This window comes from Nitratireductor aquibiodomus NL21 = JCM 21793, from assembly GCF_000615975.1.
Taxonomy (GTDB): domain Bacteria; phylum Pseudomonadota; class Alphaproteobacteria; order Rhizobiales; family Rhizobiaceae; genus Nitratireductor; species Nitratireductor aquibiodomus.
In genome coordinates, this window is record NZ_BAMP01000017.1 from 43,152 (window position 1) to 60,023 (window position 16,872).

The 16,872-nt window shown below is 61.1% G+C and carries 10 protein-coding genes, 3 pseudogenes and 1 riboswitch; of the genes and pseudogenes, 7 read left to right on the forward strand and 6 right to left on the reverse strand.

Annotated features, from left to right (window positions below; genetic code table 11):
• Positions 1 to 85: 85 nt before the first annotated feature.
• Complete coding sequence (locus JCM21793_RS07125; protein ID WP_025029924.1) at positions 86 to 3,079, forward strand: autotransporter outer membrane beta-barrel domain-containing protein; 2,994 nt, start codon at positions 86 to 88, stop codon at positions 3,077 to 3,079.
• A 95-nt stretch (positions 3,080 to 3,174) separates the two neighbouring features.
• On the opposite strand, the pseudogene JCM21793_RS31195 reads toward JCM21793_RS07125, so the two are convergent.
• Positions 3,175 to 3,941: pseudogene (locus JCM21793_RS31195) on the reverse strand (helix-turn-helix transcriptional regulator).
• Positions 3,942 to 4,420: 479 nt separating this feature from the next.
• Here JCM21793_RS31195 and JCM21793_RS30160 point away from each other — a divergent pair.
• From JCM21793_RS30160 to JCM21793_RS07150, 3 genes and pseudogenes are all read left to right on the forward strand, one after another.
• Positions 4,421 to 6,399: pseudogene (locus JCM21793_RS30160) on the forward strand (TonB-dependent receptor domain-containing protein).
• A gap of 193 nt (positions 6,400 to 6,592) precedes the next feature.
• A pseudogene (locus tag JCM21793_RS24625) lies at positions 6,593 to 8,502 on the forward strand (PhoX family protein).
• A 209-nt stretch (positions 8,503 to 8,711) separates the two neighbouring features.
• Positions 8,712 to 9,509: an ion transporter gene (locus tag JCM21793_RS07150; protein WP_007007643.1), complete on the forward strand. Its 798-nt coding sequence runs from the start codon at positions 8,712 to 8,714 to the stop codon at positions 9,507 to 9,509.
• 9 nt (positions 9,510 to 9,518) lie between these two features.
• On the opposite strand, the gene JCM21793_RS07155 is transcribed toward JCM21793_RS07150, so the two are convergent.
• Entirely contained in the window at positions 9,519 to 10,610 is a 1,092-nt protein-coding gene (locus JCM21793_RS07155) for a 2'-deoxycytidine 5'-triphosphate deaminase (protein ID WP_025029926.1), read from the reverse strand.
• Between the two features lie 83 nt (positions 10,611 to 10,693).
• Positions 10,694 to 10,771, forward strand: a riboswitch (SAM riboswitch).
• Positions 10,772 to 10,821: 50 nt separating this feature from the next.
• On the opposite strand from JCM21793_RS07155, the gene JCM21793_RS07160 reads away from it, so the two are divergent.
• The gene (locus tag JCM21793_RS07160; RefSeq protein WP_025029927.1) at positions 10,822 to 12,012 is read left to right on the forward strand and encodes an O-succinylhomoserine sulfhydrylase; all 1,191 of its coding nucleotides are present in this window, start codon (positions 10,822 to 10,824) and stop codon (positions 12,010 to 12,012) included.
• A 7-nt stretch (positions 12,013 to 12,019) separates the two neighbouring features.
• Here JCM21793_RS07160 and JCM21793_RS07165 read toward each other — a convergent pair whose 3' ends face one another.
• Positions 12,020 to 12,625, reverse strand: coding sequence for a CDP-alcohol phosphatidyltransferase family protein (locus JCM21793_RS07165; protein ID WP_025029928.1), 606 nt, complete (start codon positions 12,623 to 12,625; stop codon positions 12,020 to 12,022).
• Between the two features lie 191 nt (positions 12,626 to 12,816).
• Here JCM21793_RS07165 and apaG point away from each other — a divergent pair, with 191 nt between their 5' ends.
• Positions 12,817 to 13,209 (forward strand): Co2+/Mg2+ efflux facilitator ApaG/CorD, encoded by a 393-nt coding sequence (gene apaG, locus JCM21793_RS07170; RefSeq protein WP_007007647.1) that lies wholly within the window; start codon positions 12,817 to 12,819, stop codon positions 13,207 to 13,209.
• Here apaG and JCM21793_RS07175 read toward each other — a convergent pair.
• The 3 genes from JCM21793_RS07175 to JCM21793_RS07185 are packed head-to-tail and all read right to left on the reverse strand — an operon-like array spanning position 13,202 to position 16,315.
• The gene (locus JCM21793_RS07175; protein WP_025029929.1) at positions 13,202 to 14,203 is read right to left on the reverse strand and encodes an Hsp33 family molecular chaperone; all 1,002 of its coding nucleotides are present in this window, start codon (positions 14,201 to 14,203) and stop codon (positions 13,202 to 13,204) included. The two genes, apaG and JCM21793_RS07175, sit on opposite strands and share 8 nt — an antisense overlap.
• Positions 14,185 to 15,102 (reverse strand): ornithine carbamoyltransferase, encoded by a 918-nt coding sequence (gene argF, locus JCM21793_RS07180; RefSeq protein WP_025029930.1) that lies wholly within the window; start codon positions 15,100 to 15,102, stop codon positions 14,185 to 14,187. The genes JCM21793_RS07175 and argF overlap by 19 nt, the downstream gene beginning before the upstream one ends.
• 19 nt (positions 15,103 to 15,121) lie before the next feature.
• A complete protein-coding gene (locus tag JCM21793_RS07185) occupies positions 15,122 to 16,315 on the reverse strand; it encodes an aspartate aminotransferase family protein (protein WP_025029931.1) in 1,194 nt (397 codons plus the stop codon).
• A gap of 374 nt (positions 16,316 to 16,689) precedes the next feature.
• Here JCM21793_RS07185 and JCM21793_RS28625 point away from each other — a divergent pair.
• Positions 16,690 to 16,872, forward strand: a 183-nt coding sequence (locus tag JCM21793_RS28625; protein WP_280113503.1) for a GcrA family cell cycle regulator, incomplete at its 3' end; no start/stop codon positions are given.

The window sequence follows — 16,872 nt, forward strand, 5'->3', positions numbered from 1 at the left end:
GGGACGCTTGCCGGGGTTGGTCGTGCCTGAAACAGGCAGCCCGCTTCGGCTTTCGCGTCCCCGCTAATCGAGAGGACACGATTTCATGACCATGTTTTCCGCCCCGGCGAAAAACGCTTGCAAATCCGTTTCAACCGGATCGACCCTCGGCAGAACCATGCGTGCGGCGATGCTGTCCGCCAGCGCCATAGCAATCGGCTCGGTCTGCGCTCTGCCAGATGCGGCGTTGGCGCAAACCAACACGTCCTGGGTGGGCGGGGTGTCCTCGGACTGGTTTTTGGCTGACAATTGGGGTGGCAGCGTGCCGGTTGCCGGAGACACCGCCCATATCTCCACGCCGCCCGGCAGCAACGTGCCGATCCTTCAGGGGGCGACGCCCGGCTATGCGCACGAGGTGCATGTCGGGTTCGACGGCAGCCAGCCCTCCAGCGGATATCTGCGCATCGAGAATGGCGGCGTCCTCAACAGCACGCACGGCCTGCTCGGTCACAAGGCAGGCAGCACCACCGGCAAAGGCACAGTGCAGGTCTCAGGACCAGGGTCCGAGTGGAACAACGCCGGAAACATGACCGTGGGAGACACCTACGACGGCACGTTGCGCCTGCGAAATGGCGCCAAGGTTACAAGCCAGCAGGGCTTCATCGGCAATGCAGCGCTCGTCAACGGATTTGCGGACCTACGTGACAACAACACCAAATGGATCAACACAAACGATCTGTCGGTTGGCGAAAAGGGCATTGGCGTTCTCTTCATCGTCGACGGCGCGACCGTTGAGAACAGCGATGGCTATGTGGGCTCGGCCGCCGGCGCGCAGGGGCGCGTCTCCGTCGGCGGTACCAATGCGAAATGGATCAATGCCCAGACGCTGACAATCGCCTATGAAGGTGTTGGAAGCCTCGCCATCAACAGCGGCGGCGCGGTGAGCAACACGGATGGCTATGTCGGTTCGGAAACGGGATCGGATGGTTCTGTCTATATATCCGATACCGGATCGACATGGACCAGTTCGCAGAATCTGTATCTGGGCGACGAGGGCAAAGGCCGCCTTACCGTCGAGAGTGAGGGTGTCGTCTCTGCCGCCTCGATCTATCTTGGCGACATGCCGGGGTCGGAAGGGCAGGCCATCATCAGTGGCGCCGGTTCCCAATTGAACGCAACCTATGAGCTGGATGTCGGCAGCGGCGGCAAAGGCACGCTGACACTCACCGACAATGGGACGGCGTCCGCAGGCACGGAAGTCTATGTCCAACGCAGCGACGGCTCCAGCGGAACGCTGAACATCGGCGCGGCTTCCGGCGACGCGGCTGCGACAGCCGGCAATCTCTCAACGCCAAAACTCTATCTGAACGAGCCCGGCGCGAGGCTGGTCTTCAACCACACCAATACCGGTTATCTGTTCAACCCCGATATGTTCGGGACGGGCCAGTTCCTTCAGGAATCCGGAGAGACCATCTATACGGGCGATGGCGCGGCCTTCACGGGGAGCGGTACGGTTTCCGGCGGGCGGTTTCTGGTCAATGGAACGCTCGGCGGCGTAATCACCGTCGATGGTGGCGTTCTGGGCGGGTCGGGAACCCTCGAAACCGCGACGATCAATGCCGGCGGCACGCTGGCGCCCGGCAATTCGATTGGCACGTTGAACGCGGCGAGCGCCAATTTCCACGCCGGCTCCGTGTTCGAAGTGGAATTGAACGATGGCGGCAACACCGCCGGAACGAACAATGATCACCTGAACGTTTCCGGCGCCGTCGCAATCGACGCGGGCACGATCCATGTCAAACCGGAGAACGGAACCGATGACGGATCGACCTATACACCCGGTCTGACCTACACGATTATCTCGGCAGGCAGTGTGGCCGGCCAGTTTACTGCCGTCACCGACGATTATCCCCTGCTGGACTTCACCGACAGCTACAGCGGAACCAATGTCTTCCTCACCTCTTCACAGAGCACCGGCTGCCCGGCCGGCATGACATTCAACCAGACGTCAACATGTGGCGGCGTACTCTCGATCGGATCAGGCGGCCTGCATGCCGCAGTGCTCAATCTGGGGAGCGCGGAATTGCCGGGCGCGCTGGATCAGCTCTCAGGCGAGATTTACGCTTCCAGCACATCCGCGCTCCTTGAAGACAGCCGCTTTCCGCGAGAGGCCGCAAATGATCGGCTGCGTAGGGGCTATGCAGCCGCCGGCACCCTGTCCACCCCGATCCTTGCCTATGGCGAGGATGCCCGCGAGATGAACGAAGCCCACCAAAGGCCCAGCCTGTGGGCACATGCCTTTGGCGCCGACGCAAAATGGAAAAGTGACGGAAACGCCGCAAAGACAGATCGCACCATTGGTGGCCTGCTCGTGGGCGCGGATGCCTTCATCGCCGAAGGCCTGCAGCTCGGTCTGCTTGCAGGCTATAGCCGTTCGGCCATTGATGTAGACGACCGTTCGTCGTCAGGCGATGCCGACAGCTGGCATCTCGGCCTTTACGGCGGCAAGCAGTGGGGCGATTTCAGCGTGCGCGGCGGTGCGGCATTCGCCTGGCACGCGCTCGACACGAGCCGCGCGGTCGCATTTACCGGATTCAATGATGCGCTCGCCGGGGAATACAATGCTTCGACCATGCAGTTCTTCGGCGAGGCGGGCTATCGGCTTGAGGCCAATACGATGCGATTTGAACCCTATGCCGGCGTTGCGCATGTGAGGCTCAAGACCGGAGACTTCTCCGAGACCGGTGGTGGAGCGGCCCTGACGGTTGCTGGAACGACAATAGGCACGACATTCACCAACCTCGGTCTTCGCGCCGGGACCGAGCTCGCCCTTGGCGGAAAAGCCTCCGTTGAACTGACGGGCGGCATCGGCTGGCAGCACGCCTTCGGAGACACGGATCCGGCAACACAGATGCAGTTTGCCGGTGGCGATGTGTTCACAATAGCCGGGGTGCCCGTGGCCCGGGACATGCTGGCGCTCGACCTGGAGGCACGGGTCGCGCTCACGCCGGCGGCAAGGCTCGGACTTTCCTATTCTGGAAGGATCGCATCCGATGCCGGCGACCATGGGCTGAAGGCGACACTCGGCGTCACGTTTTAAATGTCTTGCCAGCACGGGCGCCATGCCTGCCTCGCGCCGGGTTTTTTGCCCGGTGCGTCGACAGAAAGCCGTTTTCCGTCTTTCCTGGAACTGCGCTAAACACGCACCTGTTTCGGCGTAACGCCATATGCCCTTCGAAAGGCCGTCGTGAAGCTCGAAATGTTGTTGTAGCCAGCCAGATGCGCTGCGTGCGAGATCGGGATACCATCGTCGGCGAGTGCCGTGCGTGCGGCCTCGAGACGCTTCTGCCTTATGAAGTCGAAGACCGTCATCCCGAAATGCGTCTTGAAATGCCGCTGCAGGGTGGACGCGCTGCAGCCAACCTCGCGGGCTATCAGGCCTATCGTCAGTTCCCGGTCCAGATTGCCAATGACAAAATCACGTGCGCGCTCGCAATAGCGCAGGCTCATGAGTGTCGGCGCGGGAAGATGTTCCTTCCTGTCAGCAGCATGGTGAGCAATGACTGCCACATCAAGTCGAGCCCCTGCGCTCTCAGATAAAGGGAACTCAACTCTCCCTCCAGTGCGGGCGGCGGATGCATGATCTTCTGCGCCGATTGCACGATGTGTTGACCGGGCTCAAACGAAAAGTGGGCGAGGTGCTGCGAAAAAAAGCTCTGCAACACCGATTTCTGCGCCTCACCCTGCGTGTCGAAGAGACGCTGCAACCAGGGTAATGGCGCCGAAATCATGACCTTGCGCAGCGGGGTACGGCTGTCGTTGAAGAAACGTAATCGACTGTCCTTGGCCACGTTCAGCATGAACACAACCGGAGAGCTCGCCTCTTCCGTGCCTGCGTCGATCTCGAAATGCCTTTCATCGACCACGAAGTGCTGAGCGCCCTGCAAGAGCACCATCAGCATGAATTTCGGCCAGATGTGCAGCTCACGCGTATCGGACGTGCAGTTCGGCACTCCCTCAAGGGCACCCACAAAAAGTTCCTGTGATGTGTACTGCATTCAATGACCCTGACACCGATCCGGCGCAGCTGCACCAGGACCGGCACAATGCCGTTTGAGCCTAAGAAATTGCGGTTCCCGACAAACTCTTTCGGCTCGACTCCTTCTCGTGGCCAAACATATACATGACCGATCTTCTCAAGATTAAGCCGTGCTGGTGCGAGAAGCAAGCCCGCCGCCATAAACAGGCAACGGGCACCCGGCACGGGGCTTGGGAAGTCCGCATGCAAGGGGGCGACTATGATGGGGCATGGACGCAGCACGGTTGCATCAGCCTGCACGGTCTCAGCGCCTCATCCGGTTCCAGCCCTGTGCATCATCAGACTTATGGCCGCCAAGCCGGGGCCAAGCGCTTGCCGGCCGGGGATTAACAGGGAAAGAAAATGACGTTCACGCGGATACTGCCGCTCACCGGCGTTTCGTTGCTTGCGCTTTCATCAGCATTGCAGGCGCAGGAAAACAGCCCGACCACAACCGTCCTCGATACAATCACCGTCATCAGCGACGGCAAGGAGAACATTGAGGCGACGGGCGGAACCGTCGTCACGCAGGAAGACCTGGAGATCCTGCAACCGAGCAACGTTTCCGAGCTTTTCACGCGTGAATCCTCCATCAGCGTCTCGGGCGGTGGCGGCCCTTCCAAGCGCATTCACGTCCTCGGGATGGAACAGTCGCACCTGGCTGTCAGTGTCGACGGCGTGCCGCAGACCGCGACAAGCTGGCATCACACGGCTCCAACGTCGTCGATCCCGTGTTCCTCAAGCGCGTCGAGGTAGAAGCCGGCGCCGCCGCCGCCGATTCCGGCTTTGGCGCGGCAGCGGGTGCGATCCGCTACGAGACCGTCGGCGCACTCGATCTGCTTGAAGACGGAAAGAACCTGGGTGCGCGGCTTGGCCTCTCTTATGGCACGAACGGCCGCGGCTTATCGGGCAGTGCCGCCGGTTATGGCCGGCATGAAGGGTTCGACTGGTTCCTCATGACCCATGGTGCAACCGGCAAGAACTATGAGAATGGCGACGGGCTGGAAATCCTCGGCACCGAGCCCGCGGCCCGCAACATTCTCGCCAAGCTCGGCTATGAAGCAGAAGGTCATCGCATCGAGCTTGGTTATGAGCGCAGCCGCGACAAGGCCGACCGCCTGATCAAGATGAACATGGGGCTCGCCGGCGATACGGTGCATCCGCTCGAGGTCGCGCGGGATGCCGTGAACCTGAAATACACCACCACCGCCCCCACCGACATGTGGGACCCGGAGGTGACGCTCTATTACAGCGAGAACGATTACTGGCGTCCGAACTACCAGAACCGCACCAACGGCAACATGGCCCTGGACGAAGATCTGTTCGGCGGTAAGGTGCAGAACCGTTTCACCTTCGACTACGGCAACATCACGACCGGTGTCGACTTCGGGCGGCATGGCTATTTCACCGACAATTACGGCAACAACAATCGCCGCTACCGCGACTTCTCGACCTTTCAGCTCGGCGCTTTCGCGCAGGGGCGCTTCGAATTCGACAACGGCCTCAACCTGTCGACCGGCGTGCGCTATGACGGGCATCGCTTCACCGACTGGAACGACAACAAGTTCTCCGACAGCGGCGCCAGCGTGAACGCAACGGTCTCCTATAAGTTCAACGATCATTTCGAGGTGTTTGCAGGCGCCTCGCGCACCTGGCTTGGCTATGTGATCGGCGACTATGGCTATGTGCATGCCCGAGACGACAGTTTCACCACGGACCCCGGTTTCAGCGCCGGCACGGCGCAGAACCTGAAAGTGGGTGCGAATTTCGGCGGCGAGAACTGGAACGCCGGCGTGACCTTCTTCGATACGCGCATTGACGGCCTTCCCGTTTATGAATGGGGAACGGGCGCCACGCTGCACAATTCTCCAAACGAGGCCCGCTCACGCGGTGTGACGCTGAATGCGGGTTACCGTTGGGAGAATACGAAGATCGGTGCCACGTTCACCAAGGCCAAGGTGACAGTGGGCGGTGTGTCGGCACTGCCCAACAGCGGAACGTTCATGCCGATTGGCGACATGGCCACGCTCTACATCGATCATGAAATCCCCGACTACAATCTGAAGCTCGGCGCATCGCTGGCGTGGGCGGGCAAGATTTCCGATGCGTATGCCACGGCAGAAGGTTTTTACGACCAGCCAGCCTACACGGTGGTCAACACATATGCCGAGTGGACACCTCCGTCCTATGAAAACATGACCATCCGCGTCGGCGTCGAGAACCTGTTCGATGAAACCTACTTTGAGCGCACCGGCTTTGCCGCAAGCTCGAACCGCGGTGGCATTGATCCAGTTTACGCGCCAGGCCGCACCTTCACCTTCCACACCGCGGTGAAGTTCTAGTCTCTCCGAAACCGGTAATGCGACGATCATCTGAAAGGCCGACCGTACGCCACGGTCGGCCTTTTCAGTTCAACGTCAGTCTCGCCGTCTGGACACAGTGATGTAACAATCCTGTCGCAAGCATTCGCTACGACTACCGGCAGATGCCGCCACAGGCGGCTCGATCCAGCCAAACAGCCAGAGGACTGCCGTCATGAACAAGCAGGATATCGTTCGCCTGTCGTGGGACGAATTCGACGAAATGCGCGACCCGCGCCCTGACAACAACGCCTTTGATGCCGTTGTGGAGCGCGCCATTTCGCGTCGCGGGTTCCTGGGCGGTGTGCTGGCCTTCGGCTCTGCTGCAGCCGTTATGGGAACGGGCGTTCTTTCTTCCACGTCGTCTGCAAAGGCGGAGGGCGCGACGTTCAGTTTCGAGCCAATCGGGATTGCCACCGACCATGAAATTCACGTTCCTGCGGGTTATGGCTGGAAGCCACTGGTGCGCTGGGGCGACCCGCTCTTCAAGGATGCGGAAGGCGCCTACTCACCCGAAACGGGCGTGCCGGTCGAAATGTCGGACAGGGTGTTCGGTGAGAACACGGACGGCATGGAGACCTTTGTCGATGGCGACAGGACGATCCTTGCCATCAATTCCGAATATGTGAACCCGAAGATCAACCTGCCGGCAGAAGCAGAAGGCATGCCCCGCAATGCCGACGAGGTGAAACTGCTCAAGAACATGCAGGGCGTGACGGTGCTGGAAATCGCCGACAGCGGCGATGGCTATGCCGTGGTGCTCGACAGCCCCTACAACCGCCGTATCACGCATGAGACGCCGATGACCATGGACGGCCCTGCCGCAGGCTCCGATCTGGTCAAGACCAATGCCGATCCGGAAGGCCGCGCGCCGAAAGGCACCATGAACAATTGCGGCTCCGGCAAGACGCTCTGGGGCACCTATCTGACCTGTGAGGAGAACTTCAACGGCTATTTCGGCACGACCGCCAGACGTGAAACCACGGAAGGCCAGGTTCCCGATCACGAAGCCACGGAAGGCGAAGTGCGCTACGGCATCGGCGGCGAAGGCCGCTACGCCTATGAGAAGTTCGACGAGCGTTTCGACCTGTCCAGGGAACCCAACGAGCCGAACCGTCACGGCTGGGTGACGGAGATCAACCCGCTTGATCCGGAATCGACACCCGTCAAGCACACCGCGCTCGGGCGTTTCAAGCACGAAAACGCCGAGATGGTGCAGGCTGCCGACGGGCGCGTCGTGGTCTATATGGGCGACGATGAGCGCGGCGAGTTCATCTATCGTTACGTATCCAATGGCACCTGGGCCGAGGGCCAGCCAACGGATGGGCTGCTTTCGGACGGCACGCTCTATGCTGCCAGGTTCAATGACGACATGACCGGCGAATGGCTGGCCCTGACGCCGGAGACCACCGGCATGCCGATCGAGGAAATCCTCGTCTTCTCACGCATGGCAGGATCGAAAGTCGGCGCGACCACAATGGACCGTCCGGAATGGGTGGCCGCCAACCCCCTGCGGGTCGAGGCCTATTGCGCCCTGACCAACAACAAGAACCGCGGCGTCAAGGCCAATGCCGGTGGCGATGAACAGCCCGTCGGGGGCCCAACCCGCGCGAGACCAACAATTTCGGCCAGATCGTTCGCTGGCGGCCGGAAGGCGAGGACCATGGCGCCGACACGTTCACCTGGGACCTTTACGTCATGGCCGGCAACCCGAAGGCGTATAACAATGTCTATGCCGGGTCGGACAATGTGAACGAAGGCAATATGTTCAACTCGCCCGACGGCATGGCTTTCTCTTACGACGGTATGCTGTGGATCCAGACCGATGGCGACGACAGCAATGAAGGCGAGTTCGAGGGGCAGGGCAACAACCAGATGCTGGTGGGCAATCCCGAGACCGGCGAAATCGCCCGCTTCCTCACTGCGCCGAACGGCGCCGAAGTGACCGGCCTGACCTGGTCGGCGGATAGGAAGGTCGCGTTCGTCGGCATCCAGCATCCGGGCGGCAACTGGCCGGACGGCAACGGAAAGCCCCGCTCGGCGGTGATCTCCGTCTGGCGCGAAGATGGTGAAGCCATCGGCTGAGAACCGCCAACACAAATGAATGATGAACGAGGCAGGGAGCACTGCTCCCTGCCTCTTTTTTTGACGTGACAAAGCGTGGTGCGTTTGCATGTCTGCACGCATGAAGCATACGCTTGTGGCCAGACTGTTATGGACGGCTTGACGTCGCCCCATTTCCATCCCACCTGTTTGCCGCTCAATTCTACAAATCACCAATCGGACTGCCAAACGTGCAATCGCTCAAGAGCCTGATCGAATCCCGCCGCTTCGAAGCGGTCATTACCGTTCTCATCATCATCAATGCGGTTACGCTCGGTCTCGAGACCTCCGAGCGGGCCATGATCGCTTTCGGCCCACTGCTCCAGACGCTGGATCAGGCAATTCTTGGCGTGTTCGTCGCCGAGCTTCTGGCCCGTTTGGTGGTTTATCGGCAGAACTTCTTCCGCGATCCCTGGCGCGTTTTCGATCTCGTGGTGGTGGGCATTGCCCTCGTGCCCGCAACGGCTGGGCTCTCGGTGCTGCGGGCCCTGCGTATCCTGCGCGTTCTGCGACTGGTCAGCATGGTGCCGTCACTGCGCCGGGTGGTCGGAGGCCTCATTGCGGCCCTGCCGGGCATGGGCTCCATCATGCTGCTTCTGGGTCTCGTCTATTACGTGTTCGCCGTCATGGCCACCAAACTGTTCGGCGCTTCTTTTCCGGACTGGTTCGGCACGATTGGCCTCTCCGCCTACTCGCTGTTCCAGATCATGACCCTGGAGAGCTGGTCGATGGGCATTGTCCGTCCGGTGATGGAGGTCTATCCCCTCGCCTGGATGTTCTTCATCCCCTTCATTGTCTCGACCACTTTCACGGTGCTCAACCTGTTCATCGGTATTATCGTCTCGGCCATGCAGGCGGAGCATGATGAAGAGGCTTCGGCAGAACGCACGGCCCTGCAGGCCGAGCAGGAAATCATCCTCAATGAAATCCGCGCCCTGCGCAAAGAGGTGCAGGCACTGACTGTCGAGAAGGCGCGCGAAAAGCGCTGACCCCTACGATCAGCGCATGCGAAAGTGCTTGGAGAGCTTCAGCGACTGGCCCTGATAGTTGGACTTCAGGTCTGCGCCGTAGAGCGCGCGGGGGCGTGAAAGCATCCGCTCGTAGACGAGACGGCCGACGATCTGGCCGTGTTCGAGAATGAACGGAACCTCGTGGCTGCGCACTTCCAGAACCGCACGGCTGCCGGTTCCGCCAGCGGACGAATGCCCGAAGCCGGGATCGAAAAAGCCCGCATAATGCACGCGGAACTCGCCCACCAGCGGATCGAAGGGCGTCATCTCGGCAGCGTGGTGCGGCGGCACATGCACCGCTTCCTGCGACACGAGAATATAGAACTCGTCAGGATCGAGAATCAGGCCGCCCGCACCGTCGCCGGTCAGCGGCTCCCAGAAGTCCGCGATATCGTGCTGATCGCGCTGGTCCACGTCGATGAGCGCCGTATGGTGTTTTGCGCGATACCCGATCAACCCGTTTTCGCCGCCGCTCAGATCCACCGAAAGCGCGATACCGCCGCCGGTGATGTTGGGCTCGTCCGAAGCGACAAGCGTCTCCCGCGCATGCAGGTCCGCCAGCGCGCTTTCATCGAGCAGCGCCTTGCCGGTGCGGAACCTTATCTGCGAAAGGCGTGATCCGGTGCGCACGACGATCGGGAAGGTGCGCGGGCTCACCTCCATGTAGAGCGGACCGGAATAGCCGGCGGGGATCTTGTCGAACTCCTGCCCGTTGTCGGTCATCACACGGGTAAAGATATCGAGCCGGCCCGTCGAACTCTTGGGGTTGGCAGAGGCAGAGATGCCATCTGGCAGATCGAGCCCTTCCAGCAGCGGCACGATGTAAACGCACCCGGTCTCCAGCACGGCGCCCTCGCCGAGCTGGATTTCGTGCAGCTTGAGTCTCTCGAGCTTTTCGGAAACGCGGTGGTTCGGCCCCGGCAGGAAGCTGGCGCGCACGCGATAGGCAATGGTGCCAAGCCTCAGATCGAGACTGGCCGGCTGAATCTGGTCGCCATCCAGCGGGCGGGCCGAGGCGAGCGCCCCATTGTCGAACAGTGCCGCAATGTCCTTGTCCGGCAGAATTCCCGCTTTTGCCAACGCCCCTCTCCTTGCACAGGGTTTGATTGAACGAGGTTTAGCGCCGCTTGTCGTTGACGCAAGGCGCCTGAAGGTCTAATGGACCTTTATCCCGTGGTGATTTGGCCGGTCGGCTTGCAGCCACGTTAAAGAAGTCGCTAAAAGGCCGCGCTCGATCACCGGACCGGCATGCGGCTTTTCGCGGCCGGTTTTTTTGTTGGGTGTAGAAGCGATGACAGAGAATTCCGAGAACGACTGGAAAGCACAGACGGCGCTTGTTCATGGCGGGGTCACCCGCTCGCATTTTGGCGAAACCTCCGAAGCGATCTATCTGACGCAGGGTTTTGTCTATGACAGTGCGGAAGCTGCGGAAGCCCGCTTCAAGGGCGAGGAACCGGGCTTCGTCTATTCCCGCTATGCCAATCCGACCGTCGACATGTTCGAGCGCCGCATGTGCGCGCTGGAGGGCGCCGAAGAGGCGCGCGCCATGTCTTCCGGCATGGCCGCTGTCACCGCCGCGCTGCTTTGCTCGCTCAGGGCGGGCGATCATGTGGTGGCGGGCCGCGCGCTTTTCGGATCGTGCCGCTGGGTGGTTGAAACGCTGATGCCCCGCTACGGGATCGAGACAACGCTTGTCGACGGCGCGAAGCTTGAAAACTGGAAGGCCGCCGTGCGGCCGAACACGAAGCTTTTCTTCCTTGAAAGCCCCACCAACCCGACTCTGGAAGTGGCCGACATCGCCGGCGTAGCGGCCCTTGCCAACGAAGTTGGTGGGCGGCTTGTGGTCGACAACGTCTTCGCCACCCCCCTTCTGCAAAAGCCGCTTGAGCTCGGTGCGCATGTGGTCGTCTATTCCGCGACCAAGCACATTGACGGTCAGGGCCGATGTCTGGGCGGTGTCGTCCTTTCGGACAGGGAGTGGATCGACGAGCAACTGCAGGACTTTTTCCGCCATACGGGGCCAAGCCTCTCGCCCTTCAATGCGTGGACTCTGCTCAAGGGGCTGGAAACGCTGCCGCTGCGCGTGCGCCAGCAGACCGAGAGCGCCGGCCGTATCGCCGATCTGCTCGCCGACCACCCCAAAGTCGCCCGCGTCATCTACCCGGGACGCGAGGATCACCCCCAGGCAGATATCATCGCCCGGCAGATGAAGGGCGGTTCGACCCTGATCTGCGCTGAACTGAAGGGTGGCAAGAAAGGCGCGTTCGCTTTTGAGAATGCTTTGAAAATCTTCCAGATTTCAAACAATCTGGGTGACGCCAAGAGCCTGATTACCCATCCTGCCACGACGACGCACAAGAATCTGTCTGACGAGGCACGCGCCGAGCTGGGCATCGGCGACGGCACGCTGCGCCTTTCGGTGGGTCTCGAGGACGGCGACGATCTTCTTGCCGACATAGAACGGGCGCTGGACGTGATCTGAAGCGGGCTTAGCCGAACCGTCTGCCCGCCAGAACAATGCGTGACACGGTGGTGTAGGCGGTCAGAACGGCAAACCCGTAGGCAAGAACCGGGAACCAGGACGGTAAGAGACACATGGCCACGAATACGGCCAGTGTCTCACTCGCTTCGGCCAGCCCGGTGGTGAAAAACAGCGATTTCTCACCGCGCGCATCGCTCTTGAGCCTGTGCTTTTCCGCCATGATCGCATAGGCGAGAAAGCTTGCCCCATTCACGTAGAACGCCAGCAACAGGACCGCGCCGGCGATTGCGTTGGCGCCGGGATCGGCAATGATGAAGCCGAGCGGCACGGCACCGTAAAAGGCGAAATCCAGAACGATATCGAGATACCCCCCGAAATCGGTCTTGCCGTGAATTCGGGCGATGGCTCCGTCCAGCCCATCGCATAAGCGGCTGGCCAGGATGAGGGCGAACCCGGCCCAGTAAGCCTGAAATGCAATGGCGGCAGCGGCGGCAAACCCCAGGACAAGCCCCGCATAGGTGACAGCGTTGGCGCGGACCCCCGCTGCCGCAAGCTGCGCGGCCATGGCCGATAATCCGGGATCGATCTTTCGGTGTGCCCAACCGTCAAGCATGTTTCACCAGCACGTTGTCCTCAATGCCCCATGCTTATCGCCATTCGACCTCTCATGCCGCTCACAATGGTGTCATGGGAGATCATTGAACCTCATACATGAACCGCCATCTCATCTCTGCTATGCTCTTGATCTTTCACGGGAAGGGCCCATCCTTCCTGCGTTGAGTGCGCGCAAGGCGAGTTTGAACCATGTACAGAGCCGTTACCCAGTCGATCGAAGTGAGCGCCGAACCCAGCTACCTGTCCGCGCAGTCGGACCCCGAAAACGGGCATTTCGTCTGGGCCTACCGGATCACGATCACGAACCATTCGCCCGAGACCGTGCAGCTCGTCGCGCGCTACTGGCATATCACCGACGAAACGGGACGGGTGCAGGAAGTGCGCGGAGAGGGTGTCGTGGGAGAACAGCCGGTGCTGCAGCCGGGCGACAGTTACACCTACACATCCGGCTGCCCGCTAACCGCCCCCTCGGGCATCATGGTCGGGCGCTATACGATGCGCGGGCCGCGCGGTGCGTTTTTTGACGTGGACATCCCGGCATTCTCGCTCGATCTGCCGGGTGCCGCCACGCGGATCAACTGAAATCGCCGGGATCGAACACGTATTCGGTCGAACAGAATTCGCAGGTGACGCGAATGACGCCATCCTCGATGCTGTCGGCCACCTCTTCCGGCGTGAACCCGTCCAGAACGGACCTGATCTTGTCGCGCGAGCACGAACAGTCGTCGCGCACGTCCGATCCCTCATAAACGCGCACGCCATGCTCATGAAAGAGACGGTAAAGCAGGCGCTCGGCGCCGACCGTGGGGTCAACCAGCTCGGTCATCTCCGCGGTGGCGAGCAGCATACGCGCTTCCTGCCAGGCGTCGTCTTCTGGATGGGTCGAGCCGTCGTGGTCCTCGTCGCCGTCGCCACCGGGAAGGTCGACGCCGCGCATGCGCTCTGGAGACCCCGGCAGAAACTGCAGAAGTAACCCGCCTGCACGCCAGTGTTCCTGCCCGCTCTCGCCCCCCGGAAGCACCATCTTGGCAACGCCGAGACGCACCTCGGTCGGGATCTGCTCGGATTGACGGAAATAGGTGCGTGCCACTTCTTCGAGTGTGGTGCCGTCGAGCTGCACGATGCCCTGATAGCGCTGCATGTCGGAGCCCTGATCAACCGTCAAAGCCAGAACGCCGGCGCCAAGCAGATCCTCGGGAGCGTCCCTGCCGGCGGCGATCGCTTCTTCAAGGCGCGCCTCGTCAAAGCGCGCATAGGCCCGCATGGAACTCGGCGTGGAGAAATCCGCCACCAGCATGTCGACCGGCCCGTCGGAGCGGGTCTGGACGATGAACTTGCCCTCGAATTTGAGCGAGCTTCCCAGAAGCACCGTCAGAACGATGACTTCGGCAAGCAGCCGCGCCACCGGTTCGGGATATGTGTGACGGGCAAGGATCTGGTCGAGCATGGGTCCAAGCTGGACCGCGCGACCGCGCACATCCAGCGGATCCACGTCGAACGGAACGACGTGATCGTCGCCGGCAAAGCCGAATTCGCCCAACTGCCTCGTTTCACTCGTCACCGGTTGAGACACCATGCAAGTACCGCTTTCTGCGCATGCAGACGGTTTTCCGCCTCGTCGAACACCACCGAGTGCGGCCCGTCGATAACCTCGTCCGTCACTTCCTCGCCGCGATGCGCGGGCAGGCAATGCATGAACAGCGCATCGGATTTCGCGTGCTTCATCAGCGCCTCATTCACCTGGAAGGGCTTGAACACGTTATCGCCGCGCGCGCGATGCTCCTGTCCCATCGATACCCAGGTGTCGGTCACGACGCAGTCGGCATCGGCCACCGCTTCCTCGGCGGTTTTCGTGAAAGTCACCCGGCCGCCATTGGCGCGCGCCCAGTCGACATATTTTTCCATCGGCTCACTACCTGGAGGGACGGCGATGTTAAGCCGAAACTCCATGCGGGCCGAGGCTTCGATCAGCGAGTGCAGCACATTGTTGCCGTCACCCGTCCAGGCAAACAGCCTGTCCCTGACGGGACCGCGATGCTCCTCGAAAGTCAGGATATCGGCCATGATCTGGCAGGGGTGCGTGTCGTCGGTCAGGCCGTTGATCACCGGAACGGTGGCGTTTTCCGCCAGCTCGACAAGACGCTCATGGGCTGTCGTGCGGATCATGATCGCGTCTACATAGCGCGACAGCACCTTTGCCGTATCGGCAATGGTCTCGGAACGGCCGAGCTGCATTTCCGCGCCCGTGAGCATGATCGTCTCACCGCCAAGCTGGCGCATGCCGACATCAAAGGAAACGCGGGTACGGGTCGACGGCTTGTCGAAGATCATCGCCAGCGCCTTGCCCTCGAACGGCTTTTCACGCTCACCGGCTTTCAGGCGTTCCTTGCGCGCCCGCGCATCGTCGAGCATGAAGCGCAGGTCCTGCGGATCAACGGTCGAAAGATCAATGAAATGGCGCAGACCGCTGGCCATGCCCGTCTCCCTGGTTTTCTCAAGCATCGGCTTTTTCGGTCGCCCTGACCGCAGCGGCGGCGTCGTGAATGCGCTTCACTGCCTCGCGGATCTCATCCTCGGTGATGATCAGGGGCGGAAGAAGGCGCAGCACATTGTCGCCGGCCGGCACGACAAGCATCTTCTGGTCGCGCAGCGCTTCCAGCAGGCGCAGGTTCTGCACTCTGCACTTGATGCCCAGCATAAGGCCCTCGCCGCGGACACCTTCAACAATATCCGGGAACTCGTCCGCAACGGCAGCCAGGCTCTGTTTGAACAGCAGACCCTTCTTGCTGATGCTTTCCATGAAGCCGTCTTCCAGCACGACATCCAGCACGGCATTGCCCACGGCCATCGCAAGCGGGTTGCCGCCAAAGGTCGTACCATGGGTGCCCGGGGTCATGCCCTTGGCCGCTTCCGCCGTTGCCAGACAGGCGCCCAGCGGAAAGCCGCCGCCAATGCCCTTCGCCACAGCCATCAGATCCGGTGTGATCTCGGCCCATTCATGCGCAAACAGCTTGCCCGTGCGCCCGACGCCGCTCTGAACTTCATCGAGAATGAGCAGCAGACCATGCCTGTCGCACAATTCCCGCAGACGCCGCAGCGATGCGTTGGGGATCGGGCGAACGCCGCCCTCGCCCTGGATCGGCTCAACCAGGATGGCCGCGGTCTCCGGGTCTATGGTTTTCAGAAGCGCTTCCGTATCGTCGAACGGCACCTGGTCGAAACCCTCGACCTTCGGGCCAAAGCCCTCAAGATACTTGGCCTGTCCGCCGGCAGCGATCGTTGCCAGCGTACGACCGTGGAACGCACCCTCAAACGTGATGACGCGGTAACGCTCCGGGTGCCCGTTGACGTGGTGATAGCGCCGTGCGGTCTTGATGGCGCACTCCAGCGCCTCGGCGCCGGAATTGGTGAAGAACACTTTGTCGGCAAAGCTGTTTTCGGCCAGCCGCTCGCCGAGCCGGGCCTGGCCGGGAATCTCATAGACGTTGGAGACATGCCACAGTTTGCCGGCCTGCTCCGTCAGCGCGGCAACAAGATGCGGATGGGCATGGCCCAGCGAATTGACTGCGATGCCGGCGGCGAAATCCAGATAACGATCGCCGTCGGCAGTCTCTATCCAGCACCCTTCGCCCCGCTCAAACGCGAGAGGTTGACGAGCATAAGTTCCATAAAGCGCAGATTCACGCATCCACACGGTCTCCGCTGAGCCTGAGATTGGTTTTCGCCCCGCACAGCGACGGGTACGAAAGAATGAAATCAAAATGCCGCCCAAGGGGCGGCACTCGTGAGATTTATCGGTTGTTTCCGCTTGCCTGTCAACGCACGCAGGCACGACAGCTCAGTGACAGCAAAAAACAGCAAATTGGGGAAAACCCCAAAAACCGAATCAGCTTACGGTAAGGACTCTTGTCACGGAGTCTGCCGATAAGGTAGTTTCAGCCCAAGCAAAAAGACTACATTTTGTGCGGCGGACCACACCTACCATGATTATATGGTGCTCCCTCGGCTTTGGCTGAGCGGGAATGGATTCGGATTCCGCACGCTGGACAGGAGCGTGTCCCGATGAACTGGACTGACGAAAGAGTCGAAACCTTAAAGAAACTGTGGGCGGAAGGCCTGAGCGCGAGCCAGATCGCAGCTCAGCTTGGCGGCGTCAGCCGCAACGCCGTTATAGGCAAGGTCCACCGCCTCAAGCTGTCCAGCCGTGGCCGCGCGACGAGCCCGCGCACCCGCCAGAAAAAGGCG